Source organism: Nitrospira sp., from assembly GCA_029194675.1.
In the GTDB taxonomy this organism is placed as follows: domain Bacteria; phylum Nitrospirota; class Nitrospiria; order Nitrospirales; family Nitrospiraceae; genus Nitrospira_D.
In genome coordinates this window covers 213,546-237,569 of record JARFXP010000003.1, presented here as the reverse complement: position 1 = coordinate 237,569, position 24,024 = coordinate 213,546, and the positions used below count along the sequence as shown (strand labels likewise).

Below are 24,024 nucleotides of genomic sequence, written 5' to 3'. Positions count from 1 at the left end.
TGTACGGTACACACACCATCACCGGCAATCCGCAGCGCCTGCCCTGCGACATACGCGATTCCGGGCTGATGAAAAACGGAGGCCGTGCGATATTTGATTACTTTCCTGATGCCAATGCGTGCTCACGCCTCCTGGTGGAATCGCGCCTTTGCCTCCACAGTGCTGTCGCCAGCGCCATTGCTACCGTCGATGACGAGGAGGTGCGAGGCGGAAACCCAGCACGCCGTTTCATCAGCACAGGCGGCGGCCGTGAGCAGGCGGCATTTTATCGTAACCCTGAGACCGCGCATTTCCTCGCCGAAATCTGCAATGCCCCCGTGCGCCCAAGCGGCGAAAGTGGCATCTACACTTACTGCGCTCGCCCCGGTAACCACCTCGCACTCCATCGCGACATCGAAACGTGCGATATCTCTGTTGTTACCTGCCTCCTCGATCGCCACCGCGATGGAAGTAACGGCAGCTTCACGCGCTTTTACCCAGAGCGCCAGCATGAGCCGCTCTCCCGCATTCGCGCCACGCCCGACGCAGGAGCCGTGAGTGTTCGGCGGCCTAGTCCCACACCTCATCGAACCGCTCGCGCCTGGCGAACTTCGCATCGTTTCGATTCTCTGCTTCCGCGTCCAAGCTAACTAAGTATCCGCACTGCGGGTGTGGTCAATGAAGATCTCACCTGACGCATCTCGCCGACACTCATCTCAATCCGCTCTTCGCAGCGACGGTCGAGGCCACGGAAGAAGCGATCCTCAATGCCCTCATCATGGCCACCACGGTCACCGGTCGCGACAATCACCGCATTGAAGCCATTGACCTCGTCCGCCTCAGAACACTGCTGGCCGGTTCACATCGAAACCGATCACCTGAATTTTTAGCGCCTGCTGTAAAGTGAGCCAAGCTTGCAAATGTGGCGATTCCCTCGCTATCCTTCTGAACGTTAACCAGGAGGGTGGTATGAGTGAGTACCAGATCGGGGGCGGGTTGCAACTGCTGACCGCGGTGCAGAAGACCGAAGCCTTCGGTGAGTTCCTAAAAACCAGGATGATCCATGCCCTGGAAACCGAGGATCCGACAGAACTCCACTACCTCCTTGCGCAGGTGGACGACTACCATTCCTACCTGTGGCGATATTATAAGAAATTAGCGCAGACCAGAGCTCAGCGAATGGATCCAGGAGTCTGACTCGATCGCGTTGCGAGCCCGCGCGCCCCTCGCTCGTGCCGGACTCATCCACCACCCTTCCACATCACGAGACGAGACCATGCAATTTGCCGTGGCCCTCTCGAAAACAAGAGAGACGGAATCTGCGGCTCGAGCCGTGGTCGAGGACATTCGGGCGCAGCTGAATGCCGCCCCGATCGACCTTGCTTGCGTCTTCTTTTCAGCTCATCACGCCGCCGAGGTCGACCTCTTGACTCATGTGTTGATAAGGACCCTTCGCCCGAGCCTCCTGATCGGCTGCAGTGGAGAGGGCGTGATTGCCGGAGCGGAGGAATTGGAAACCGTCCCGGCGATCACCGTCTGGGCCGCCGTCCTTCCCGGCGTCAACCTTCACCCGTTGCGATCCTCGTTTTCACCGACGCACGATCAATTTCACCTCTCGGGATGGCCCGAGCCGCGCGTTCCGGAGGCGTCGTTCCTCTTACTCGCCGATCCATTCACCGTGCCGGTTCAGGATATCCTTGGGCTTTTGGAGGAGCGCTATCCTGGAACGAAGGCGGTCGGAGGATTAGCCGGAGGTGGGCAAGAGGCCGGCATGAATCGATTGGTCCTCAACAACCAAGTCCTCGATGGCGGGTTAGTGGGTGTCCGCCTCTCGGGGGCCGTGGATATTCGGCCGATCATCTCCCAAGGGTGTCGCCTGATCGGTGACCGCTTCATCGTGACGAAGGCCGAACGCAATGTGATTCACGAACTTGGGGGCGTGCCGGCTTTGGAGCGATTGCAGGCCGTCTTCGAATCGCTGACGGAGGAAGACCGGCAGCGCGCTCATCGGGCGCTCCATCTCGGTATCGTGATCGACGAACATCGGAATCGGTTCGAGCGGGGAGATTTTCTCATTCGGAATCTACTCGGAGCCGACCGTATCACGGGCGCCATCGCAATCGGCGATGTGGTGCAAGAAGGCCAGACCGTGCAGTTTCATCTGCGCGACAGGGCATCAGCCGCGGAAGATTTGAACCTTCTGTTGGCGACCGACCGAGCCCGCCATCGGCATCCTCCGCTCGGCGGGCTTCTCTTCAGCTGTTGCGGCCGTGGTCGAGGGCTTTTTGGGCGGCCGAACCATGATGCGGCCACGACTATGGAACGTCTGGGACCGATTCCCATCGCGGGATTCTTTGCGCAAGGTGAGATAGGGCCCATTGGAAACCGTAATTTCTTGCACGGGTACACGGCTAGTCTGGCGCTCTTTGCCGAACGGGACTCTTAGCCATTCCGTAGTTGACCGCGCCATCTTGCCCATGCCATACAATGAGCGAAGGAGAGGCCTATGAAACGTTCTCGTATGACATTGATCATGACACTATTGGTTTTCACATCGATCCTGGGAGGGGGAAGCGTTATGACCACAAGCGGGCAGCAATCGAACACTCAGGAGGTCACCACATCGTCCGGGCTCAAATACGTGGATCAGGTGCTCGGCACCGGAGATGAGGCAGTCGTCGGAAAGACGGCGAGCGTCCACTATACGGGTTGGCTGGAGAACGGCAAGAAGTTCGATAGTTCCCTCGATCGTGGGCAGCCCTTCTCATTTTCCCTCGGTGCAGGACGAGTCATTAAGGGTTGGGACGAAGGGGTGCAAGGGATGAAGGTGGGAGGGAAACGCAAACTCACCGTCCCATCCGCTTTGGGGTACGGACCGAGGGGCGCGGGCGGCGTGATCCCACCGAACGCCACGCTGATTTTCGACGTCGAATTGCTCGGCGTGCGGTAACCGTCCAGTGCACACTCCCCTCATCGCACAACATCGCGCCGTCGGGGCGAAACTGGTCGACTTCGCGGGGTGGGAAATGCCCATTCACTACACCGGCGTTGTGGATGAGTATCACACCGTCCGCAGCAAGGCCGGTCTGTTCGATGTCAGCCATATGGGGCGGATCGTCGTCACCGGTTCCGATGCGGAGTCGTTCCTCCAGCGCATGACGACGAACGATCTCGCTGCACTTCGGCCCAGGCAGGCGCAGTACTCGATGGTCTGCAACCAGCAGGGCGGCATCATGGACGATGTCTTCGTCTATCGGATGGCCAAGGCCGGAGAATTTCTTTTATGCGTCAACGCGTCCAATCGAGCCAAGATCCTATCTTGGCTCACGGAGCACAGTCGGGGAGTTCCTGGCTGTCAGGTCACCGACCGTTCGGCAGAGATCGCTCAGATCGCCTTGCAGGGCCCGGCTGCGCGAGCGATCGTCGCATCGCTCGGATTATCACAGCTGGAACAGCTGAAGCTCAGAGAATCAACAACGGTGCGAGTCGCGGATGTCGAATGCCTGGCGGCGCGAACGGGCTATACCGGAGAATTCGGCTACGAGTTCTATGTGTACGGACAAGCCTCGACCGTCTGGGACAAGCTGTTTGCTACAGGCAAGGCGTACGGTTTGAAACCGGCGGGACTCGGTGCACGGGATCTCCTGCGTCTCGAGATGGGCTATCTGCTCTATGGTAACGATATCGATGAACACACGACGCCGATCGAGGCTGGAGCAGAATGGGTCGTGCGTTTCGAGAAGGGGGAATTTGTAGGACAGCCTAGCTTGTTGATTCAAAAACAAGCCGGCCCGTCTCGCCGATTCGTCGGCTTTGAATTGTCGGAAAAAGGGGTCCCCCGTCATGGCTTCAAGATTCTCTCTGCATCGTCACCCGGGTCTCCCATCGGAGAAGTCACCAGCGGCAATCTTTCGCCTCTGCTCCAGAAAGGGATCGGCTTAGGGTATGTATCTTCCGAGTATGCTGAACTCGGGACGGATCTCATCATCGACATTCGAGGAAAAGCGGTTCCAGCAAAAGTCGTCAAGCCGCCGTTCTACAAGCGCGACTCCAAATAGCCGGAGCGCGATCTCGCGTTTGCGGCCTGCCCAACGGCTGAACACCATGAGCGGAATGGAACATCCAATGGTTCGCAACATCTATTCAGGGAAGGTTATCACGCTCAACATCGACACCGTCCAGTTACCGAACGGGGTGACGGTTGACCTCGAAACAATCCGCCATCCGGGGGCGGCAGCGGTGGTGCCCGTCAAAGACGATGGGACCGTGGTCTTAATCAGGCAGTTCCGGCATGCTGCCGGCGGATTCATTTACGAAATTCCAGCGGGAAAACTTGCTCCCGGGGAAAATCCTTTACATTGTGCCGCACGAGAACTGGAAGAAGAGGTCGGCTATCGGGCATCCTCGTTTGAGTTGCTCTCCAGTATCTTTACGGCTCCGGGCTTTGCGGACGAAGTGATTCATGTATACAAGGCCACCGGTCTCACGAAAGGACGTCAGCACTTGGATCGAGATGAAGTGCTGGAGATCATCGAAATGCCGCTGCATCAGGCGATTGCACGAATTCGAGACGGTACAATCCGAGATGGGAAAACGATCGTCGGCCTACAGGCGGTCTTTATCCGAAATAGCGAGTGTGGCTGATCAGGACGAGGTGGGGGCACCACTGGAGTCCGTCGGGAGCAGTCTTGTGCGAAACGTGAATCTTCATCAACGCTTATGTCGTTGAGCTTCAAGAAGGAGAAGAGTGCTCATGTTGCTCAAGGAGAAAAAAGGACTCATCATCGGTGTGGCCAATAAGCACAGCATCGCTTGGGCCATCGCGGAATCGACGGCCGGCCAGGGAGCTCAACTCCTCTTCAATTATCAGAATGAACGACTGAAACAAAATGTGGAAGAGCTCGCCGCCACCTTGCCGGGCGCGAAAGCGTTTCCCTGCGACGTGAGCAACGACGGTGACATCACATCGCTCATGCAGCACGTTCAGAAGGAAGCCGGACACATCGACTTCCTGGTCCACTCCCTGGCGTTCGCTCCCCGGGAAGAGCTGAGCGGAGAATTCGTGAATACCACTCGACAAGGGTTTGCGACGGCGCTCGACATCAGCGCCTATTCTCTCGTGGCCGTCACAAGGGCCGCCTTGCCGTTGATGGCCGCCGGAGGCTCCATCGTCACCCTCACCTACCTCGGGAGTGAGCGCGTCGTACCTCATTACAATGTGATGGGGGTCGCGAAAGCTGCACTCGAAGCGACTGTTCGCTACTTGGCTTACGATCTCGGCCCGCTCAACATTCGCGTGAATGCGATCTCCGCTGGACCGATCAAGACGCTGGCCGCGCGCGGGGTTTCAGGCATCACCAAGATGGTTGACCTCCATAAGGAATTTGCGCCCCTCCGTCGCCCAACCGAGCAGGGCGAAGTCGGGGATACAGCGTTGTTTTTGGTAAGTCAGTTGGGACGGGGTATTACCGGCGAAGTGATCTACGTGGACGGAGGATTCAATATTCTAGGCATGATGGCTTCCCGTGAACAGGGGATCGCATGATCTATCGGCGATCGAGGACCACTATCGAATCCAGCCAACTTGATGAAAGGACATTGTACCTTTCAGGTCAGATGTTGGCCGTGGCTTGCCCCTCGGTGCTCGCCGGATGAAGGGGCCGTGGAAAGTACGCAGTTTCCCCGGTTGGATGCGTCAATGATGCGGATGAACACTCTCGTGCTAGTGACTGTCCTGGCAGGCGGCCTGTCCTTCTTGCCGACGCCGTCCTCCGCACAGGAGTCAGGCGAGCAACTTGCCAAACAGGCTCTCGAGGAATGTAATCGCGGGAGACTCGCCATGGATCGTGCGACGCGCCTGGCCCATTTCCAACAGGGGCAGAGCTTGGGCGAGCGTGCGGTGGCGGCGGATGAACGAAGCGCCGATGCCCACTTTGCGCTGTTTTGCAATCTGGGGGAGCTGCTCCGCATCGATGGAGAATCCCTCACCTCACTCTTCGGGCTTCGACGCATGATGAAGGAAATCAACCGGACCCTCGAAATTGATCCGACTCACCTCGGTGCGCTCTCGGCCAAGGGAACCTTGCTGGTGAGGCTTCCCAGCGTCCTTGGAGGTGACTCAGAGCAAGGTGAGCGACTTTTGCAACACGTCATCAAGCAGGCACCCGAAGCAGTCAATGCCCGGTTGGCACTCGCCAAGGTTCGGTGCAAGCACGGCCACCACCAGGAAGCCGTGACGTTGGCGGCCGATGCTTTGGCTATAGCGAAGGACTACAAACAGATTGAGTTCGTCCCGGAGGCAGAAGCCGTACTGCAGCAGGCACAAGCCAACGCGAGGTAAAAACCGAGCAACACCGTTCCTAGCCCATCTCGACATCGACGAAGGTCACCCTCCCTCGTCACTCAACCGTTCGCCTAAGCACCTTCAAGCGCCCCTGTCGCTTCTTGCCCTCAATCCGTCGATTCTGAGAACTCCGTGTCGGTGCGGTGGCTTTTCGCTTCTTGCGAGGAATCGCCGCACGTTGAATGAGCGTCCGTAAGCGATTCAGCGCATCCTCACGGTTGCGCTCTTGCGTGCGGTATTGCTGAGCCTTAATCGTGATCACTCCATCGGCTGAGATGCGGTGATCCCGCAGCATCAACAGGGCATCTTTATAGAGTTGCGGCAAAGATGACATATGGATATCAAATCGCAGATGGATGGCGGTCGAGACTTTGTTGACGTTCTGCCCCCCTGTACCTTGCGATCGTATGGCGTGTATCTCTATCTCGCGATCCGGAATGCCGATAGCCGATGAAATGTGCAGCATGATGAATAGCTAGCACAGTCCATATGCAGGCGCAATGAGTGGCCTCACAACGGATCTCAGCCAGTTTCCCGTGGGCCAGATTTTCGCGCGACCAACCTCTCCAACTTCAACCACACAAAGATAGGGGCGCTCCTTTAAAAAGAGCGAATGCGCACCACATGATCACAGTCAATACGCTCACTTAAATATTAAAACGATGGCAATGCGCTAGGCACTTCTGCTCGCGACATGGTCCAACTAATTGTAATTCTTGCATGTATTTGCACTGTGCGTCCCTCCAGAGTGAACCAAGTCCTTTCATAACGTAGGCACCGGATGTGCTTTGTGAATCAGTGAGCATCGTGCTGCCGTGTTGGCAATCGGCTAGCACATTCGATCTCGTGAGTGACGAATGCAAGTGTCCCTGAACAGATGGGGGTGCGATGTCGCCTTTTGAACACCTGGCTGGGCCTCAGAGCGAAACACCACAAAACGGGATACCTGGGTTAAAACATTGGCGCTATGACCTAGTAGCAGGGTTGCAAGTTGCGCTGGTGGCACTTCCACTTTCTCTGGGGATCGCGCTCGCCTCAGGGGCACCTCCGATTACAGGAGTGATCTCAGGCATCATTGCAGGACTCGTCTTTCCTCTTCTCGGCGGATCCTATATCACCATCAGCGGACCAGCGGCAGGCCTCGCACCCGCCCTACTGGCCAGTATTCTCACTCTCGGTCAAGGCGATCTCGAGGCAGGGTACCCTCTGGTACTCGTGGCCATCTGCTTTACAGGAGCAGTCCAGATATTGCTGAGTATCTATAAGGTCGGCCGGTTCGTCATGTACTTCCCGATGTCGGTGCTCCATGGCATGTTGGCCGCCATCGGAATGCTGATTATCATCAAACAGATTCCCTCACTCTTCGGTCACCTGACGACTTCACCAAAATCCATTCCTGAAGCCATCAGCCTCATCCCCGCACAGATCATGGGGATGAACCTTGAGATCTTCGCCGTCGGAGGCATTACGTTGGCCCTCCTCTTCGCGCTCGACAGCAACATGGTCAAGAACCAAAGCTGGGCGAGGAATCTTCCTGCACCACTCTTGGCCGTTGCCTTGGGCGGGGTAGCCGGGTGGATGCTACACCTCCCCGAAGCCTATTTGATTCATGTCCCTAAAGATCCTCTTATCCAAGGATTCCATTTCCCCCATTTCTCGGAGATATGGCAGCGCCCAGAACTATGGTTTACGTTACTGACCACGGTTGTCACTCTGACTTTGATCGATGGTATGGAGACCTTGGCCACCATTGCCGCCATCGATAAAATCGACCCATTCGGCAGAAAATCGGACCCTAATGTCACCCTTCGGGCCATGGGTGTATCCAACATCCTCTCTGGGTTAGTCGGCGGATTGACGATTATTCCAGGGGGAATCAAGAGTACGGCAAACGTCATCGCAGGAGGACGTACTCTATGGGCGAATTTCTACCACGCCCTCTTCCTGGCGCTCTTTGTATGGGTCGGCACCGACCTAATCAACAGAATCCCTCTCACCGTCCTGGCTGCGTTGCTCGTCTTTATCGGATGGAAACTGTGTGCGCCGAGAATCTTTTTGAAGGTTTTTTCGATCGGGGTCGAGCAACTCCTGGTCGCGACCGTCTGTGTCGCGGTCACACTCTCCACATCAGACATCTTGTCCGGAGTAATCGCCGGAACCGTGACGAAGATGCTCGTGCTTTGCTTTGATGTGGTAAAGGCGCTGACGATTGAGCAGGAATCCCATGCCGGTCACACAGCATCTTTCTCTACCCGCCTCTGGGCTGCATTTAGAGAGTTGTTCCGCGATCCGATAATCCGAATTGGAGATGGGCGCACCCATAGAAAAGGATCTCTCCCCGTCATGAGTGTCGCGGCCAAAAATATGAAGCATCCCTACAAGATCTACCTCTCATCGCTCAGCTGCATGAATCTGTTGAAACTCGATGAGAAACTCAAGGCCCTCCCTAATCAAAGAGACAACTTCATGATCATCTTGGCTGGGCATGTGGTGGACCACACTGCGATGGAGTATTTGCATCGGTATCGAGAGCAACAACTGAAGGAGGGTCATAACTGCGTGATCCTTGGAACTCAGCATTTCCTTTCTCATTCAGACCACCGATTCGCTTACCGAGTGAGCCAATCGGATGATGCCATGGCCTATGGGTGAAGGCTCGCAACTGAGGCTTTGGAGTCCTCTCTAAGTTTTCAGCCGAAGTTTCCCAGCCTGATTCCAAAGATGTCTGTCCAGCCGCTGTCATGAATCCTCGATCTAATGAGGTAGTCCTCGTCAAACATCTTGCCGCGCAACCTCGCATACAGTAGCATGCCATGGGAGGATCGCCCATGATGCAAGCGAGTATTTTCGTAGTCGACGACCAAGCTGCATATCGCAACGCGCTCGAAAAACTGCTTTCTCGTATGCAGCACCGGATTCGGTCGTTTCAATCCGGCGAAGAACTACTCGCCGCGGTAGAAGAGGATGTGCCCGACTTGATCTTGCTCGACCTGAAGATGCCCGGCATGACCGGAATTGAGGTTCTGCAAGCGCTTCGTCCCAAAGGCTGCGATGCCCTCGTCGTCCTGCTGACCGCATATGGAACGGTAGAGGATGCGGTTGAGGCCATGAAGCTCGGTGCATTTGATTTCCTTATCAAAACGGTCGATCTTGAAACGCTGGAGCCGGTCGTCAACCGGGCTCTTGAACATATTCTGCTGAAGCGGCGCGTGTCCTACAACATCGAACACGAAGCCAATCAATATCAATTGACCAACCTGATCGCCCATAGCCTGACGATGAGAGCCTTGCTGATTCAGGTGCGGGAAGTGGCTCAGAACCCGAATGTGCCCGTACTCGTGATGGGGGAAACCGGAGCTGGGAAAGAATTCTTAGCCCGTGTCCTTCACCATAACAGCGCGCGCGCGAAGGGGCCGTTCGTGAAGATCAGTTGCACCTCCCTTTCATCCATGCGATTCGAGCGCGACCTTTTTGGGTATGAACGAGGCGCCTTCGCCGGGGCGGAACGGAGAAAGCTCGGTCTGCTGGATCAAGCGGAAACCGGCACTCTGTTTCTCGACGAGATCGGTGATCTCGACCTCGTGATGCAGGGGAAGCTGGTAGGGATCGTGCAGGATCGAATGTTTCGTCGTCTGGGTGGAGTCGAAGATATTTCCGGAGACTTCCGCGTGATCGCGTCTTCCTACCGGAATCTTAAGGAGGAAGTGTCGGAAGGACGTTTTCGAGAGGATCTCTTTTTTCGGCTCAATGCGATGCCATTCGTCGTACCGCCGATCAGGGACCGTACCGAGGATATCGTACCCCTCGCCAAGCTCTTCATGATGAAGTATGGACTGGAACTCGGGAAAGAGGTGACCGATATTGATCCGAAAGCCGCGGCAACGCTTCAACGGTACTTATTTCCTGGCAATGTGCGAGAGCTTCAGAACATTATAGAACGGGCGATGATGCTGTGCATGGGCAAGACGTTGACCAGCAGTGACCTCCCAGGAGCGCATTGAAGCCTTGCGGCCTTTGCCAGTTGACGCGGGCGGGCGGTACATGGTCGGCAGTGCTCAGGTGTCATGGGAGTTTTTATGCCACGAGGTTTTCCTCAGAAGTTCTTAGACGATCTCCCCATCCTTCCCAAGCTTCTTCTCATTCCGGCCATTCCCTTTGTCTTTCTGATGTTATTCAGCATGATGACCTATCTGGATGTTCAGAATTTTATACAGGATGAAGAACGTCTGACACACCTCTACCAGCTTCAAAAGACGGCAGCCCAATACATGCGCTCCATAGCTGATTTGGAAACGGCATTTCTGGGCTATGTCATCTCTGAGAACGATCGATACCTGACGCGCTTTCAGGAGGGGCGGAGAAGCGTCATGGAAATGGACCACGAGCTGGAAATCCAACTTCCAGCCCAGCATGCACGATTCGAAGCCATTCGCACTCTGGTGAAGAAGTCGTTTTTGGAAAAAGAAGTACTGTTGCAACGCATGCAGCAGGGAAATCGGACCGATGCCATTCAGTATGTTCGCGAGGGACGAAGTCGAGAGGTCATGCTTGAGGTTCGGAAATGGATGGCGTGGTTTGATCAAGAGCAACACGGCATGCAGCAGCAGGAGCTGTCTCGGTTGAGCTACGATCGGACGTGGACACGCTTTCTCATTCTCGGAGGCGGGCTGGTGACCCTCTGCCTCGTCATCCTCGCGCTGGCGCTCATTGCCCATTCCATCGCAACTCCATTAACAGCCTTATCAAAGGTCGTAGGTTCGACGGCTAGCCAGACGATTCCCTCCATTCCTGTCTTTGACCGGAAAGACGAAATCGGGGAACTCACCACCGTGATGAAAAAGATGAGTTTGCAGATCCGCAAGGATCTCGATGAAGTCCAGCAGTCAGCAGCCACCCTCAAGAAACTGAATGCGCACTTGTCCGCTTCCGAGGCGAAGTATCGAGGTCTCGTGGATCACGCACCGCTCGGCATCTTTATGACAAAAGGAGTCAGAGTCACGTTCAGCAATCGTTACAATCAGCAGTTGGCGGGGCTGGACCCTGAATCCAATGTTGATCCCGAGACATTCCGCCAACGGATGCATCCTGAAGATCACGACCGTGTTTTCACGACATTTTCAGAAGCCGTAGCCGCGGGGAGACCCTGTGAAATCATTTTCCGCTTACTTCAAGATGACGGTAGTATCCGAACGGTGTTGAGTCAACGTGTGCCGATCATGGATTTTGAGAGTCCCGATGTCGTATACGTAGGCTTTAATATCGACATTACGACCCTCGACAATCTGCAATTGCAATTAAGGCGAGCGGAAAAGTTGGCGACGTTGGGACAAGTTGCGGCCGGCATCGCCCATGAGCTTAGGAATCCACTGGTGGGCATCGGTTCGACAGCCAAGGTATTGTTGGATGACTTCGAATCCGGCGATCCGAAGCGAAAGGACATCGAAGTGATCTTGTCGGAGACTCGGCGATTGGATCGAATCGTCAATCAGATCGTGGACTATGCACGGCCGCGCCGACCTGCGCCGACAGGCATCGATCTCAACCGGCTCGCCGGTGAGGTGTCCAAAATGTTGAAACTCCGGTTGGAGGAGAAGCAGCTCACGATCAAGGTCACGATTTCACCCATGATCAGCGAATTCATCGCCGATCGAGACCTCCTGAGACAGGTACTCTTGAATATCGTGGACAACGCAATTGATGCCACCCCGAAGGGTGGCCCTCCCATCGAGATCACTGGGCATGAATTATTCCGGGAGGAAAGGCCCGGTTTGGTGATTCAAGTCAAAGACCAAGGTGTGGGCATTGCGCCGGAACTCCTCCCGAATGTGTTTCAACCATTCGTGACCTCCGGGAAAAAACATGGGACAGGATTGGGCTTGTCGATCTGTCAGAATATCGTCGAAAGCCATGAGGGGAACATGTATGTCACCAGCGAAGTCGGAAAGGGTACGATTGTCGGCATCTGGTTACCGTTGGAGCAAAAAACCGCATTGGAAAGGGTTTGACCCATGCATACAGTCGTTTTTGTGGTCGACGACGAACAAGTCATTCGCACGGCCATCGTCAAGCGGCTGAACAGACAAGGACATTTCGCTACCGGTTACGAATCCGGCGAGGTGTTGTTGCAAGAGCTTGAGCACAAGCTCCCTGAGCTTGTGCTGCTCGATCTGAAGATGCCCGGCATCAGCGGCCTTGATGCCCTCAAACACGTGCGTCAACTTGCTCCCTCCGCCATCGTCATCATGCTGACCGCGTATGGGACGGTGCAGGATGCGGTGGAAGCCATGAAATTGGGAGCGTACGATTTCTTGATCAAAACGGTCGATCTTGAAGGAGTGGAGGCGGTCGTCACCCGTGCGATCGAAATTCTGAAATTACGCCGTCGCCTGGAATTGGAAATCGATGGACAGCTCAACCGGTACCATCTGAGTAACGTCGAGGCTCACAGCCGTGCGATGAAACAATTGCTCGAACAAGTACGCGAAGTGGCGGAGAATCCAAAACCTACCGTGATGTTGCTGGGCGAGACAGGAACAGGGAAAGAGTTCATGGCACGGGTGATCCATCACAATGGGCCGAGGGCATCGGCTCCATTCGTGGGGGTCAACTGTACTGCGATTCCCAAGGACCTCTTTGAGAGTGAACTGTTCGGATATGAGCGTGGAGCCTTTACCGGTGCCAATCAGCGCAAGCTCGGTTTACTCGAAAAGGCAGAAGGCGGCACGTTGTTTCTTGACGAGATCGGAGATCTCGATCTGACGATGCAGGCAAAGCTGCTGCGAGTGATTCAAGAACGATCCTTCAGGCGGCTCGGGGGAACTGACGATCTCGGGGCGGATTTCCGTCTCATCACTGCGACGAACCGAGAAATCAAGAAGGAGGTGGAACGAGGAACCTTTCGAGAAGATCTCTATTTTCGTCTCAATGTCGTGGCATTTGAGATCCCTCCGCTTCGTAAGAGGTTCGAGGATATCATACCCCTCTGCCGAAAGACGATCGTGCGCTTTGCGCAGGAATTCGGAAAACCTGTCCCCGAATTGGATTCAGAGGCTCGCGCAATGTTGGAGCGATATGCATACCCCGGGAATATTCGAGAACTGGAAAACACTCTGGAACGAGCCATGATTTTCTGTTCGGGACAAACCTTGACGGCGAACTATCTACCGCGAGAACTACATGAACAGGTCGGTCACACCACCATGTCTGTTTCCCAAGGAGCTGAGCGTGTGATCCGCATTGAGATGCAAGTGGGAAAGCACACGCTGGAGCGAATCGAAGAATCCATCATCGAAGAAGTCCTTCGGCTGGCGGACTACAACAAAAGTTTGGCGGCCAAGCAACTTGGCCTCACCCGATTCTCGCTGGATCGGCGCTTGAAAAAGCTCACGGATTCACCAAGATAAAGCTCTCCTCGATTTCGCCGAGCTAGAATGGCTGGCCTGTCGTTGAAAACCTGACCGAGCGATGAAGTTCTGCCCTCACGCCTGATCGCAGCAAGGGAGCACGGTCCATTAAGATGCCGAACGAGGACGCAAAACCGGATATCGCAGTACGCGCCGGATCGGTAAGATTTTAGAGGACTCAGTTCCCTGCTTCCATTGGCTGTGCCGTTGGCGTATGCTCCAGTGCGCGTTCCTTATGATGTTATACCCTACGGTTCATTGATGGGATCCTTGCAATGGATGCGTTACTTTCACATATCGAGAACGACGTAGAGAACTGACGAACGGAGCCTTCTCGCAGACGGCGTTGCGAGCTGACGCAACGGCAGACATCATGGGCAAAGATTCGAAACACCCGCCGCAGCGGCCAGAAAGGGGATGGACCCCGCTCAGCCCGCAGTCGGGTAAAGAGTATGGTATGGCCATCGGTGCAACGTTCCTTGCGTTTGTCCTGCGTTTGTCTCTTGATTCTTACCTCGACGACCGCCTAGCCTATGCCGCATTCCTCGTCGCAATAGCAGTTACCACCTGGTATGGCGGGATAGGACCGTCGTTGGTGGCCGTTGTCTTAGGTGGCCTGATTGCCAATTGGGTTTTCATTCATCCCCGTTATTCCCTTAGCTTTACAGATCTGGAGGATCAAGCCGGGATCGCCGTTTACTTGACCGTCAGTTTCGCACTGGTCGGCTTTGCACAAACCTGGCAGTGGGCTTGGAGGAGAACGGAAGAAATGACACAAGAACTACGAATGGAAATGCGACGCCATAGGCAGACCGAAGACGAGCCAGTTCATGTCGAATCACCGGAAAGCACACCTGCTTCACAAAGCGAACGCAGATTGTAGCTCGAAGCTCTCTCCCATGTGAAGGAGGGCACAGAGATTTCCCGAAGGACACTCTCACTCGTTCGACTCCTCACTTCATGCTGATCCCTTCTTCTCCAGTTCCATCCCCTCCTCATAACTCGGAAAAAGCCATGGAGCATCGCTCCTAGCCCATCTCGACGTAGACGAAGGCCATCCGCCTAAGCGCCTTCAGACGACCCTGTCGTTTCCTGCGCTCAATCCATGGCAGCTGATGATCTCTGTTCAAATTTTTGGCTAGCGATTTCTTACTGGAAGCGGTACAACATTGTGCCCGAGATAACGTTCTCACGTTGGGTCCCTGCTCGACAAAGAGTCATCGTGACCTAAGTAATCCAAGAAGGGAGATCGCTTGCCACGAGAGTCGGCGACGGAAGACCTCGAAAGCACCGAGCATGCATCCGGTTTAGGAGGTGGTTATGCAGCAAGCGGCAAATCAGCGAACACGTAAGTTCACGGGCGTCATCAGCATCTGGGTCTTCGTGTGGAGTCTCCTTCTGAACGCGATAACCTTCGCCCAGTCCCCCTCGACATTCAAACAGGACTTTGGCCTCTGGGCACCTGTTTTCATGACGGTGAAGCTGCCCAAGTCGTTTTACGCCTACATGGAAGTCAACCCACGCTTCTTCGATCTCGACGATGCCGGCGATATCGGTCAGCTCTTACTCCGTCCGGCGGTTGGCTATCAGCTGACGGAGAAGCTCTCCATCTGGCAAGGCTATGCCTGGGTCGGCAACTTTAATGTGCCGCATACACCATCTCAGTCGTCCTTCTTCGAAGAAAACCGGATCTATCAACAGGCCAACTATGTGCACAAGTTCCAATCTTGGAACACTCTGAGCCGCGTTCGCCTGGAAGAACGCTGGATCGAAGATGCAGCCGGTACTGCGGTGCGGCTCCGTCTGCTGTGGCGGGGACTGTATCCCTTGCCCAAGGCTCCGCAGTGGGCCTTTGCCACCTACGACGAGGTGTTTATCAACCTCAACACGGTCCAAGGTCGCAGAGGACCAGAAGCCGGATTCGATCAAAATCGTTTTTTTATCGGCATCAACCGGACGTTTTCAAAAAATTTCAATATGGACTTCGGTTACCAAAATCAGCTCCTCAACAGCAAGTCGATTCCTGATCTTGCGAACCAGATGAACCACATCATCTTATTAAATTTTTTCATCAACCTGTAGGTCCTTGCGTGACGAGCCGGTCCGTGATGGAAGAAGAGCCGCTTCGTTTGCCCAGCGGTAACACCACACGGGAGAGCGTCGGCTTCTTCACATATGACGGAAAGAAAGCACGGCAGAAGGACCTACGGTCGCTTTGCCCGTCTACGTGAACCCGCCAACTATACAGCTTGGATGTATGGAACTTAGGGTGAGCTAGTGATCACGCGGTTCGTTCGGGTAATCAATGAGCAGCCGTTGCTGGTCAAGCACCGTTCTTCATCTCACTCGTGAGTGAAGGTGTACACACTCTCACGTTGGCAACGGTACCGACGAATGAGAGTGTGTAGAGCCTCTAGGCATCAATGTTCCGTCCCTTGGAACCATTGCGTACGTTCTGAGACCTCCGAGAGATTCGCAACCAAAGCCTATCAAAGTCACTTCTTCGTCGCGGTCGCTGCATTTGCGAAATTCGTCTCCAGCACGAAGCGTTTATGCAAAGGTTGAGTCGGCCGCACATTATCGTGTCCCACGAGCGTGCGGAACTTCTGGATCTGTTCAGCGGAGACTTCGATGGTATCGTGCATGACCATCCAGATGACGCCTTCTGAACAGGGTGGAGTGGTGAAGGAACCGGAGTATAGGTAGTAGGAACGCCGTTCAGGTAAGAGAGTTATCGGATTGACGGTATGGTTATGGTCATCCATGACTTCCCCGACCTTGGTAGGAGCATGCTCCAAAAATGTCTCGAAAAACGGATTGTGTTTCCCCTCTTCCATGAAGACGGCAACCACCGCCGCTTCATGCCGCTCATTGTGATGCACCAGATGCAGTTCCATCGGGTAATGTCTATGATCCACCGTGTGCTCGCTCGGAGTATGGAAATGAAATTGTTCGAGCAAGTAGAGGTCTTCGTCGAACACGATAGCGCTGTCCTTGTCAAAATGGAGCACCGTCTGGCCGTGCTTGGGGTAACGGGACTTGGCTGTTTCTGAAAGCGGTTCGACTTCCTGCAACGTATGCCCGTTGTTGACCACATGGAAGGGCGCGTCTCTATAAGAAAACTGAATATCGTCAAGTGTCGTCTTGCGGGTGCGCAACAGATCGATCGGTGATTGGTTCATGCCTTTTTCACAGAGGGAAGATTCCGGCCCGAGCTTGCCCCAATGAAGCGGTCCATGATCCCCGTCATAACCCCATGTGCTATGCCCCGTCTCTCCCGCGTGCAGGCACGCCGGCAGCGACAACGCGAGCGTTATCGCTATGATCCGAATCACAATCCTTGCCAAGTCCCTGTTGGGCAACAGGGTATCTGCGACTGCTGGACTCAGCCATGAGAATGTATCCATGACCCATCCCTCCCCTATAAGTTGATCATCTGTCGCAGTCTCTCCTAATCACCAACAAATCATGAAACGGTAACGGAGACGGGACAGAAGCGTCTTTAATGACTGTAAGGCCCAGGCTCCTACGCTCATCCAACTTCTTTTGGCTGTGAGCTTTTCTTCCACGCACTCACGCATGAAAACGCGCGCTATCGCACACTGTACACAGTGCGATTTCTAAAATCAATCCTCCGCTCGAATATTTCCTTCAACCTCGTCATGGAAATTCACCCAATAAAACCAGGCACTTGAATATCGCGCGATTCTGCCGTTTAGGGTGCGGGTCTTGCTCCTCATCTCAGTAACATCGCGTTGCCAGAGCAAGATGACACGAGTCGTAGATTCCGTTCATCGAATGGTCGGAATCTGACGGGGGCAATCAGAAGTCCACGCTTGAGCGAGATGGAAGAATGATGCGCTATCTTACGAAGGCCCCATTTCTTGTCCTGGTCCTGCTCTCACTGCAAGCCTGTGGGACCACTGTCCACCCTGGTCAGCGGGGGGTACATTGGAATCCCTTGACCGGTGGTTTAACCACCCAAACACTCAAGAGCGGATTCTATTGGCGGGTGCCATGGAGCCAAATCTATCTGTACAACGTGCAATGGCGCAGTTACACCGAAACGATCGAGGCCTTAAGTTCAGACCACCTGCCGGTCATCCTCAAGACCGTCATTGTCATGAGACCGATTCCCGACGAGGTGTACTTCCTGGCCCAGGACATAGGATCAGAATTCTATCCTCGCGTCGCCAAACCAGAGTTGCTGGCCGCCATCCGGAGCGCCGTCTCCCACTATCCCATGGTTACTGTGCTGGAGCACGGTTCAGAAATCGTAAGCAGGGTGGAGGCGGTAGTGGCAGAAAAACTCAAAGGCCGTCATCTCCAAGTGGCAAGCATCGCCATGGCCGATATCGAACTGGCCAAGGTCGTCCTGGATGACGTCGAGCGTAAGCAGGCCAAGGAACAGGAGAAGGAACCGAAACAATTCGAGCTCCTCCTGGCTGAAGGGATCGAATTCGTTCAAGAATGCGAGGCGAGAACTTCTTCTCCCCTCCGGTTGACCTCAGAAAGGAGCCTCACATGCGTCCAATAGGCTTATTCATGATGTGCGTATTATTAGCCGCCTGCACAACCCCACCCGCGTTTCCTCCAGAGATCACGAAAGATATCGAAACTGACACGGTTGCCGTCAAGGCGTGGAAAGCCCAGACATCCTACCCGTCCGGCGCCAGCTTCATTTCCCACAAGGTGGAATTGGGGGGACAGATCACCCAGGTTCTTCGGAAGCCGGATGGTGTCGTGATTCTCGCCCAGGAGCAGCCAATCGACAAGTATCTAGGGTATGGGCCTACGAGCCTCAGACGGGAAGGCGCCTTCGAATTCGCGATCGTTTTTCACGGCTTTCCGGACGCCGACATACTACAGGTCGGCAATCAGCTTGCCGTCGTCGGAGCGACGGAGGGTTCAAGCCCAGAGATGATTGGCAAGATGCCGAGGGTTGTGCCGCATCTTGTTGCGCAATGTCTTCACATCTGGAAGACAGAAGGGTTCGATACCAACAATTATTATGAAGGCTCCATGGGACAACATTACCCCCTGGAGAACCGAACCTTCTGTCAGGAAGAGGGCAAAGGGGAGACCTTGTCAACCGGTGGTGGTCAGGATAACCAGACAACGGACTCCACAGGCTCGTGAAGAAGAGGCGACGAGTCGGTCCGGAAGTGACGACGGAGGTCGACATCACCGGGTATGGGCAGCGAGTCCTGATCATCGAGCATAACGAAGATGAGCAGAACCCGTTGAGTCTGATGCTGCAGAATACGTATTTACACGAGCGACCTCGCACAATGTACACAGTGTGCTTTTGAAAAGCAATCCGACTCCTGAGCGTCGTTTCAACCGTTTCAACAAGTCAAGCCAATGTAAAGGCGTGGGATACTCCTCATCATTTTCTCCCTAACTAATCTCCTTCGCAGCGGGCAGCCGCCCGATGCCCGCTTCAACGACAATCCCAGTCTTCACTTTGCAATTTAGCAAATAACTCTCGGTAGGGGTAAAAGTTAGACTGCTTTAGAGCAAGGCAGGATAGCTCTGTTTCTGAGCTTCATTCTTATATATTTATCATCACACCATCATCTCGTCTCTGTGTCTTTGTGGCACATCATGTCAGGCTGTCATGCAGGTATGCCCGATGTCCTCCGGTGTTACAACCAACCAAAGACGAAAAACTGAAAACTCTCTCCACGGATAGGCCGGCAATTCACTTTCATTACTGGCATTGCGTTTGCTCTTTATCAAGGCAGGTGGTCGACGACTAATAGCAGACGGGAGCGGCAATCAATCAGAACGCAGCGGATCGCACGCGTCAGAGCCGCAGTAGTGGTCTGATGAGATAACGCACAAATGAAAACTCTCTTTTAGCCTGTTGATCCAGCATGGAATTGATGGACTACACGTTTCTTCCAGATCAAGAGATTTGGCGTGGTTATCCGAAAGCCCATCCTGACTATCAGGTCTATGGCAAGTCGTTCGAACAACTGCAGCTGAAGCTCCGTCACCTGCGTCTCGGTCTGACCCGTTCAACCAACTCATCAACCCTGCTCCACTCTGCCGGTACTGACAGCGGCGCATTTTCGAATTCCATAACACTAATGAGGAGGGAAGCCAATGGCAGATGCTAGATATTCCAAGAGGCGGGTCGTAGCTGCGAGACAAAAACGGCAAATCGAGGAAGAAACTAAGCAGCTGCGCGAGTTTGTGGCAGATCTCTCCTTCAGTAAGATCATCCTGCTGCAAGAGGTATGGGAGAGGCAACACCGAGAGATTCGGCAGTAGCGGCGTCTTCCTTATAAGACATAGAAAGACGAGACAACCATCGGAGCATTGAGGTCGTAGGTTTTCTTATATTACTGGTTTTCTTGGTGTTGATGGTCGACCGTGCAGGGAAGTGGGAAAAGCTTGGCGAGTCGAGGCCACCTTCTGTCCCGCGGTCAGGATTTCCATAGGCCGACCGCAGCCCTCGTTCGGCAGAAAAGGAGGGACCATGCGTTATGTTGCGAAGGTCATGCTTCTTGTCATGATATTGGGTTCACTGCAAGCTTGCGGGACCACCGTCGCGCCAGGTCAGCGAGGATTGCGCTGGTATCCTTTGACCGAAGGCCTGACCACCGAAACACTCAAGAGCGGGTTCTATTGGCGGGCACCTTGGAACGACATCTACCTGTACGACGTGCAGGTGCGCAGTTACACCGAAGAGGTCGACGCACTGAGCTTGGACGACCTGCTTGTCGTCCTCAAAGCAGCCATTATTCTGAGGCCGATTCCCGAGGAGATATATTTCCTCGCCCAGGAGATCGGACCAGATTACTATCCTCGCGTCGTCAGACCGGAGCTATTGGCGGCGGTCAGAAGTGTTGTCTCCAACTATCCCATGGTCAGTGTACCCGAGAAAAGCTCGGAAATTGCCAGCAAAGTACAGGCGGTTGTGGTCGATAAACTTAAAGGCCGTCATCTCGAAGTGGCCAGCGTTGCTCTGGCCGATATCGATCTGGCCAGGGTCGTCCTGGAGGCTGTGGAACGCAAGCAAGCAAAAGAACAGGAGAAGGAACAAAAAGAATTCGAGCTCATTATCGCCGAAAAGGATGCAGAGATTGCTCGCCGTCGTGCCAAAGGTGAGGGAGATTCTATCCGTATTCGAGCCGAAGGCGAGGCGGAAGGTCTAAGAATTCGGTCGGTTGGTCAGGCGAAAGCGCAGGAAACCATTACCAAGACGCTGACCCCGGAATATCTCCGGTTCAAGCTCTATGACAGCTCGAACTCTAAGTTTGTGCTGCTACCGGACAAACTGAATGTGCCGATTTTGATCAACCCCGGGACTGATCACTCAACGGGGCAGGCTCGTGAGGAATTCCACACGGGCTCAGACATGCGTTTTGGCCGGTAGCAGGACGTCGCTTATCGAATCATGGAATTGGTTCCTTCCGAGCGGCAACGGAAATGGAGGTGAGACCTTGACATGTGGACGCTGCAGTGGGTTCATGGTCATTGAGCCAATCTCTGACGTCACGGGACAGGCTGTTCCGAGCGAGCTGCAAGGATCGCGATGTGTCAACTGTGGAAACATCGAGGATGCGGCAATTTATACCAATCGGCTGAAGAATCACTCGCCACGTGGAGCAGCACGTCGCAACATCGAAGTCGGAGTTCCATCACATGGAATAAAGCTAGGGACAACTTGCGCATAAGTGCATCGACATCGCTGAGGACCACTCACTGCCGCAGGACCATGGAGCCCGGTTCACCGAGGTGCGCAGGAGTGTGCGTCATGCATCGCTATGGGGGATTATCAAGGAGGTCGCCATGACTGGGTGTGGCAGAAGAGTGCTGATCGTCGAGCACGACGACGACCAGCGGAACGTACTGAGTCTAATGCTGGAGCGTGAAGGATACAATGTCCAGCAGGTGCCGGAGGAATCCCTAGCGCTGGAAGAGATGAAACGACGCCGGTTCGATGTGGTGATTAGCGCTCATCACATACCCCAGATCAATGGATTTCGTCTCATCTTGCTAGTACGGCTTGTTTGGCCGGGTATGCCCACGATTCTTGTGCTGGATGGCGATACGAATTTGTCAGAAACGGCCGACCTCGGAAGAGCGTACGGCATCCTTCGTAAACCCTATCCTTTCAGTGAGCTGCTGGAGCTCATGACGAACGCCGTCCGATTGACGCGCGAACATCGATCACGATCGTCGACATCGATCTTCCTGTCTTCGTGATGAGGAGATGGAGATGCGACGGGTACTCGTCACCCATATGTTGGTCGTTTTGAGGAGTGTGGTTCGATCAATGGATGACTTGAGTAGACATTGCTTCAACCATCATGGGGAAAAGAGGCGTTCATTTCAGCAACCCGTCTATCTATTCCCGTACTCTCTCTGTTCAATGATCACCTTGGCCGTTGACTAGTTATGGCTCGTGAGACGTACGATTTTGATTTGCTCTGTATCGGAAGCGGCCCGGCCGGCCAGCGGGCGTCGATCCAAGCCGCAAAACTCGGCAAACGCGTCGCCGTCGTTGAACGCAGGCGCCTTCTGGGCGGCGTCTGCGTAGAAACCGGCACGATCCCCAGCAAAACCTTTCGTGAAGCGGTGCTGTCCTTTCTGTGCGCCGCTCATCACGTCGAACAACATTTAGGGAATCACTTCGACAGCCGACCGACGGCGGCACAACTCTTGGCACGGGTCGCGGACGTCACCAAGCGGGAGGTCGAAGTCGTCGCCGATCAACTTCGCCGGAACGACGTCGTGTTGATCCAAGGGGAGGCGTCGTTCAAAGACGCCCATACCATGGCTGTGGCCGGCGAACAAGAGTCCAGGCTCCTCACCGCGGCGAACATCTTGATCGCAACCGGAACCATTCCCGCTCAACCCGAAGGCGTGCCGGTTGATGGAGAGGTGATTCTGACCAGTGACGACATCACGAACATCAAGAAGCTCCCGCGAAAGATGGTCGTCGTCGGCGGCGGCATCATCGGCGTTGAATATGCCTCCATGCTGGCCGCCCTGAAAATCAACGTCACACTGGTCGACAAGCGAACGGGCCTGTTGGAGTTTCTGGACTCCGAGATCGTCGAGGAATTGATGCATCAGATGCGCAATCGCAACGTTACCTTTCGACTGGGCGAGGCGGTCGAAAAGCTCGATCTGACCGATGAAAAGCCCCGTCGAGCCATCCTCACGTTGGAGTCCGGGAAGCGGATAATGGCCGAATCCGTTCTCTACTCGGTCGGAAGGATGGGCGCCGTCGAGAGACTCAACCTGGCCGCAGCAGGTTTAAGTGCGGACAAGCGAGGTCGCCTGACGGTCGATGCTCAGTTTCGCACCGGAATCCCCCACATCTTTGCAGCGGGCGATATTATCGGTTATCCCAGCCTCGCCTCCACTTCTGCCTCCCAAGGGCGGCACGTGGCTTGTCACGCGTTTGGAGTGGAGATTGACCCACTCCCCGATCACCCACCTGTAGGCATTTACGCAATCCCCGAGATTTCTATGACCGGGCCACCGGAGCAGGTTCTGACCGACCAGCACGTACCCTACGAAACAGGGGTCGCGCGGTATCGCGAGATCGCCCGGGGACAGATCCTTGGCGACGACAGCGGGCTTGTCAAATTACTGTTTCATCGTGCGAATCGAAGGCTGCTCGCCGTCCATGCCATCGGAACGGGGGCGACGGAATTAACGCATATTGGTCAGGCAGTCCTCGACCTCGGTGGCGGCTTGGAGTATTTCTTGCGCACGATCTTCAACTATCCGACGTTGGCCGAATGTTACAAGGTGGCCGCGTTGGATGCGCACAACAAACTCGCCATGACGGCGTCCCACTTGTCAAAGGAGGCCACATGAACGCAGTGGAAATGCATTCGATCACGCTCTGTGGGGTACTCGGGATACTCACTGCCTGTACGGTAAATGGATCGGCGCAATCGACAGCCACCTCCACGGCGCCGGCCGCGACGCAGTCCGCATCACAGATGCGTGCGTCGGACCGAATGTTTTACTGGCGAGAGGAAGGGCGAGAGCTCCATGCCATGGCGAGGCACAGAGAACGCGAAACGGAATTGCTCTTGAGGACAAAGCCTGGGCCGGCGACGACCGAGTTCGTGAAGCAGATGCGGCTCTTCGCTCACCAGTTGGAAGAAGCGGCCGACTATGCGGACACGCAAGCCAAGAAGGCCGCGCGGGAGATCCCATCCGATATGACCCAACAACTTCATTCGACGCCGTGATGACCCACGGACGATCGGTATCGCCGAGGTCGATGCCCTTTCACAGTTTTGAGGAGCCCTGCCAGACCGT

At 54.8% G+C, this 24,024-nt stretch carries 24 protein-coding genes; 21 read left to right on the top strand and 3 right to left on the bottom strand.

Going from position 1 to position 24,024, the window contains the following annotated elements; translation table 11 throughout:
- Nucleotides 1-122 precede the first annotated feature (122 nt).
- Entirely contained in the window at nucleotides 123-491 is a 369-nt protein-coding gene (locus P0120_16060) for a hypothetical protein (GenBank protein MDF0675827.1), read from the bottom strand.
- A gap of 457 nt (nucleotides 492-948) precedes the next feature.
- Between P0120_16060 and P0120_16055 the strand changes: the two genes are divergently transcribed.
- The 7 genes from P0120_16055 (at nucleotide 949) to P0120_16025 (ending at nucleotide 6,319) form a co-directional block, all read left to right on the top strand.
- Nucleotides 949-1,176: a hypothetical protein gene (locus P0120_16055; protein MDF0675826.1), complete on the top strand. Its 228-nt coding sequence runs from the start codon at nucleotides 949-951 to the stop codon at nucleotides 1,174-1,176.
- 79 nt (nucleotides 1,177-1,255) lie between these two features.
- Nucleotides 1,256-2,425 carry an FIST N-terminal domain-containing protein gene (locus tag P0120_16050; protein MDF0675825.1) on the top strand — a complete coding sequence of 390 codons (1,170 nt, stop codon included), beginning with the start codon at nucleotides 1,256-1,258 and terminating at the stop codon, nucleotides 2,423-2,425.
- A 60-nt stretch (nucleotides 2,426-2,485) separates the two neighbouring features.
- The gene (locus P0120_16045) at nucleotides 2,486-2,929 is read left to right on the top strand and encodes an FKBP-type peptidyl-prolyl cis-trans isomerase (protein ID MDF0675824.1); all 444 of its coding nucleotides are present in this window, start codon (nucleotides 2,486-2,488) and stop codon (nucleotides 2,927-2,929) included.
- A gap of 7 nt (nucleotides 2,930-2,936) precedes the next feature.
- Complete coding sequence (gene gcvT / locus P0120_16040; GenBank protein ID MDF0675823.1) at nucleotides 2,937-4,037, top strand: glycine cleavage system aminomethyltransferase GcvT; 1,101 nt, start codon at nucleotides 2,937-2,939, stop codon at nucleotides 4,035-4,037.
- A gap of 55 nt (nucleotides 4,038-4,092) precedes the next feature.
- Nucleotides 4,093-4,623, top strand: coding sequence for an NUDIX hydrolase (locus tag P0120_16035; GenBank protein ID MDF0675822.1), 531 nt, complete (start codon nucleotides 4,093-4,095; stop codon nucleotides 4,621-4,623).
- A 109-nt stretch (nucleotides 4,624-4,732) separates the two neighbouring features.
- The gene (locus P0120_16030) at nucleotides 4,733-5,524 is read left to right on the top strand and encodes an enoyl-ACP reductase (protein ID MDF0675821.1); all 792 of its coding nucleotides are present in this window, start codon (nucleotides 4,733-4,735) and stop codon (nucleotides 5,522-5,524) included.
- A gap of 162 nt (nucleotides 5,525-5,686) precedes the next feature.
- On the top strand, nucleotides 5,687-6,319 hold the full coding sequence (locus P0120_16025; protein MDF0675820.1) for a hypothetical protein: 633 nt from the start codon (nucleotides 5,687-5,689) through the stop codon (nucleotides 6,317-6,319).
- Between the two features lie 58 nt (nucleotides 6,320-6,377).
- On the opposite strand, the gene arfB is transcribed toward P0120_16025, so the two are convergent.
- Nucleotides 6,378-6,788: an alternative ribosome rescue aminoacyl-tRNA hydrolase ArfB gene (gene arfB, locus P0120_16020; GenBank protein ID MDF0675819.1), complete on the bottom strand. Its 411-nt coding sequence runs from the start codon at nucleotides 6,786-6,788 to the stop codon at nucleotides 6,378-6,380.
- A gap of 422 nt (nucleotides 6,789-7,210) precedes the next feature.
- Here arfB and P0120_16015 point away from each other — a divergent pair, with 422 nt between their 5' ends.
- From P0120_16015 to P0120_15990, 6 genes are all read left to right on the top strand, one after another.
- Nucleotides 7,211-8,974 carry a SulP family inorganic anion transporter gene (locus P0120_16015; protein ID MDF0675818.1) on the top strand — a complete coding sequence of 588 codons (1,764 nt, stop codon included), beginning with the start codon at nucleotides 7,211-7,213 and terminating at the stop codon, nucleotides 8,972-8,974.
- A gap of 176 nt (nucleotides 8,975-9,150) precedes the next feature.
- Nucleotides 9,151-10,323 (top strand): sigma-54 dependent transcriptional regulator, encoded by a 1,173-nt coding sequence (locus tag P0120_16010; GenBank protein ID MDF0675817.1) that lies wholly within the window; start codon nucleotides 9,151-9,153, stop codon nucleotides 10,321-10,323.
- A gap of 75 nt (nucleotides 10,324-10,398) precedes the next feature.
- Nucleotides 10,399-12,327, top strand: a complete 1,929-nt coding sequence (locus P0120_16005) for an ATP-binding protein (GenBank protein ID MDF0675816.1) — start codon at nucleotides 10,399-10,401, stop codon at nucleotides 12,325-12,327.
- A 3-nt stretch (nucleotides 12,328-12,330) separates the two neighbouring features.
- The gene (locus P0120_16000; GenBank protein ID MDF0675815.1) at nucleotides 12,331-13,725 is read left to right on the top strand and encodes a sigma-54 dependent transcriptional regulator; all 1,395 of its coding nucleotides are present in this window, start codon (nucleotides 12,331-12,333) and stop codon (nucleotides 13,723-13,725) included.
- Nucleotides 13,726-14,098: 373 nt separating this feature from the next.
- A complete protein-coding gene (locus P0120_15995) occupies nucleotides 14,099-14,608 on the top strand; it encodes a DUF4118 domain-containing protein (protein MDF0675814.1) in 510 nt (169 codons plus the stop codon).
- Between the two features lie 437 nt (nucleotides 14,609-15,045).
- Entirely contained in the window at nucleotides 15,046-15,807 is a 762-nt protein-coding gene (locus P0120_15990; GenBank protein MDF0675813.1) for a DUF2490 domain-containing protein, read from the top strand.
- 413 nt (nucleotides 15,808-16,220) lie between these two features.
- Here the strand turns inward: P0120_15990 and P0120_15985 are convergent, their stop codons facing one another.
- A complete protein-coding gene (locus P0120_15985) occupies nucleotides 16,221-17,132 on the bottom strand; it encodes a carbonic anhydrase family protein (protein ID MDF0675812.1) in 912 nt (303 codons plus the stop codon).
- Nucleotides 17,133-17,578: 446 nt separating this feature from the next.
- Between P0120_15985 and P0120_15980 the strand changes: the two genes are divergently transcribed.
- The 8 genes from P0120_15980 to P0120_15945 all read left to right on the top strand — a co-directional run bounded on the left by P0120_15980 (nucleotide 17,579) and on the right by P0120_15945 (nucleotide 23,954).
- Nucleotides 17,579-18,262, top strand: coding sequence for a prohibitin family protein (locus P0120_15980; GenBank protein ID MDF0675811.1), 684 nt, complete (start codon nucleotides 17,579-17,581; stop codon nucleotides 18,260-18,262).
- The gene (locus P0120_15975) at nucleotides 18,250-18,864 is read left to right on the top strand and encodes a Slp family lipoprotein (protein MDF0675810.1); all 615 of its coding nucleotides are present in this window, start codon (nucleotides 18,250-18,252) and stop codon (nucleotides 18,862-18,864) included. Before P0120_15980 ends, P0120_15975 begins: the two co-directional genes overlap by 13 nt.
- Nucleotides 18,861-19,037 (top strand): hypothetical protein, encoded by a 177-nt coding sequence (locus P0120_15970; GenBank protein MDF0675809.1) that lies wholly within the window; start codon nucleotides 18,861-18,863, stop codon nucleotides 19,035-19,037. The genes P0120_15975 and P0120_15970 overlap by 4 nt, the downstream gene beginning before the upstream one ends.
- A 799-nt stretch (nucleotides 19,038-19,836) precedes the next feature.
- On the top strand, nucleotides 19,837-20,004 hold the full coding sequence (locus P0120_15965) for a hypothetical protein (protein MDF0675808.1): 168 nt from the start codon (nucleotides 19,837-19,839) through the stop codon (nucleotides 20,002-20,004).
- Nucleotides 20,005-20,212: 208 nt separating this feature from the next.
- A complete protein-coding gene (locus P0120_15960; GenBank protein ID MDF0675807.1) occupies nucleotides 20,213-21,112 on the top strand; it encodes a prohibitin family protein in 900 nt (299 codons plus the stop codon).
- 416 nt (nucleotides 21,113-21,528) lie between these two features.
- Entirely contained in the window at nucleotides 21,529-21,945 is a 417-nt protein-coding gene (locus tag P0120_15955; GenBank protein MDF0675806.1) for a response regulator, read from the top strand.
- A gap of 192 nt (nucleotides 21,946-22,137) precedes the next feature.
- On the top strand, nucleotides 22,138-23,571 hold the full coding sequence (sthA, locus tag P0120_15950) for a Si-specific NAD(P)(+) transhydrogenase (protein MDF0675805.1): 1,434 nt from the start codon (nucleotides 22,138-22,140) through the stop codon (nucleotides 23,569-23,571).
- Nucleotides 23,568-23,954, top strand: coding sequence for a hypothetical protein (locus tag P0120_15945; GenBank protein MDF0675804.1), 387 nt, complete (start codon nucleotides 23,568-23,570; stop codon nucleotides 23,952-23,954). Before sthA ends, P0120_15945 begins: the two co-directional genes overlap by 4 nt.
- Nucleotides 23,955-24,024 lie beyond the last annotated feature (70 nt).